The organism is Rhodococcus sp. (in: high G+C Gram-positive bacteria) (genome assembly GCF_049286785.1).
Taxonomy (GTDB): Bacteria; Actinomycetota; Actinomycetes; order Mycobacteriales; family Mycobacteriaceae; genus Rhodococcus_F.
Genome location: NZ_JBAQEO010000075.1, coordinates 1 through 1,825, shown reverse-complemented (window position 1 = coordinate 1,825; position 1,825 = coordinate 1). Strand labels below are relative to the sequence as shown.

The 1,825-nt window shown below is 66.4% G+C and carries 2 protein-coding genes; one reads left to right on the top strand and one right to left on the bottom strand.

Going from position 1 to position 1,825, the window contains the following annotated elements; all coding sequences use genetic code 11:
* Positions 1-390: hypothetical protein (locus WAW17_RS02695; protein WP_422331478.1), on the top strand; the 390-nt coding region annotated here is incomplete at its 5' end.
* Here WAW17_RS02695 and WAW17_RS02690 read toward each other — a convergent pair.
* A protein-coding gene (locus WAW17_RS02690) for an IS3 family transposase (protein WP_422331477.1) occupies positions 356-1,515 on the bottom strand; the annotation gives its coding sequence in 2 pieces (ribosomal slippage) (positions 356-1,266 and positions 1,266-1,515; 1,161 coding nt in all). The two genes, WAW17_RS02695 and WAW17_RS02690, sit on opposite strands and share 35 nt — an antisense overlap.
* Positions 1,516-1,825: the final 310 nt, after the last annotated feature.

Below are 1,825 nucleotides of genomic sequence, written 5' to 3'. Positions count from 1 at the left end.
AAGGTCGGGCGGTCCTTTGCGGATCTCGCCCGCTTTCGCGCCTCGCTCCGGTCCCAGGTGTTCGCCCGGTCGGGTGTCGTGAGTCTGGGGGTGAAGGAATCCGCCAACCGGGTCGAGATCGGCATCTCGAACCGGTCGGTCGAGCCGGAAGTTCGCGGAGTGGCTCGCTCGCTCGGTATTCCGGATGAGGCAGTGGCAGTTCTCGAGGTCCCGGAGCCTAGGAAGGCATCGCATACGCTCCAACAGCAGCATCCAAGCGCCGCCATCGAGGGTGGCTGGCAGATCTTCAACACGACGGCCGGCACTTGCACCCTTGGAGTTCACCCGGTTTGGTGGACGGTTGGGGACTTGGGATTCAAGCTGCATCTGACATCAGCTTTTCGTAGGTGATCGGCGACTGCTGGTCGAGGGCGGAGTGCCGACGGTAGAGGTTGTACCACCCCTCGATGTAGCGGAAGATTGCCATCCGGGCTTCGGCCTGAGTGCGAAAGCAGCGCCGGTCGATCAGTTCACACTCCAGGGTGGCAAAGAAACTCTCCGCCATCGCGTTGTCGTACGCGCTGCCTACCGCGCCCCGGGAGGGCTGGACGCCAAGCTCCTGGCACCGCTGCCCAAAGGCGAGCGCGGTGTATTGGCAGCCCCGATCGGAGTGATGAATCACGCCGGCGGGCCGGCGCTGCTGCACGGCCATGTGGAGCGCCGCCAGGACCAAGTCGGTCTTGAGGTGCGTGGCCATGGCCCAGCCGACAATGCGCCGGCTGAACACGTCGAGCACGATCGCGAGATACAGAAAGCCGGCCCAGGTGGGCACGTAGGTGATATCCGCCACCCAGAGCTGATTCGGGGCAGTCGCCGTGAAGTCCCGCCGCACCAGATCGGCCGCGGGGGTTTCCACCGCGCCGCGCCGGGTGGTGCGCACCCCTCGGCGCCGACTCACGCCCACGAGGCCCGCGGCGCGCATGACACGGGCGATCCGCTTCTGCCCGACCCGGAGGCCGATGTCGCGGAGATCGCCCACCAACCGCGGCGCGCCGTAGGTACCGTCGGAGCGGGCGTGGAAGTGGCGCACCTGCGCCAGCACCTCCGCATCCCGCTGAGCTCGCGCCGAGGGGCCACGCTTCCGCCAGGCGTAAAAGCCACTGGGGGAGACCCGGAGGACGCGACACATCGTCGCGACCGGGTACACGGCCTGGTGATCCCTCACGAACCCCCAGACCCGCGGGGAATCGTGCCGGTCTCCCGTGCGAACCAGGCCGTCGCTTTTGACAGGATCTCACGCTCGAGCTTCACTTGCCGCAGTTCGCGGCGGAGCCGGGCCAGCTCCTCGCGCTCGGGCGACGTCAGGCCATCGGCGCGCGCCCCGGTATCGCGGGCCGCCTGCTTCACCCACCCCCGAATGGTCTGGGACGACGGCTCGAACTCCTTGGCCAACGACTCCGGGCTCCGCCCCGCCCGGGCCAACTCGATCAACTGGCGACGAAACTCAGGTGGGTAGGTCTTGCGTGGTCTCGGCATCGGGACTCCTTTCACCCCTAAGGGTGCGGTGTCCACGGAACCGGGTCAACTCCAGACATTTGTTCAGGGCGCTAGCGACCAGCCCACCAAAGATACCATCCTCCTTCACGCAGCGCAGAGCATTTTCCAAGCCCAACCGCCTGGATACACGGCAGGCGAAGCGGAGGCCGCGAATCCATCTCAGCTAATCGAGGTGGTGAGGACGATGAACCCACAACCTAAGACGTAGCCTGCCGACTAACCCGCGCTTGATGCTGCCGGTGGCCTAAGCGCTTCAGCCGCAGCGGGCCGTGAATCACAACTGTGGTTC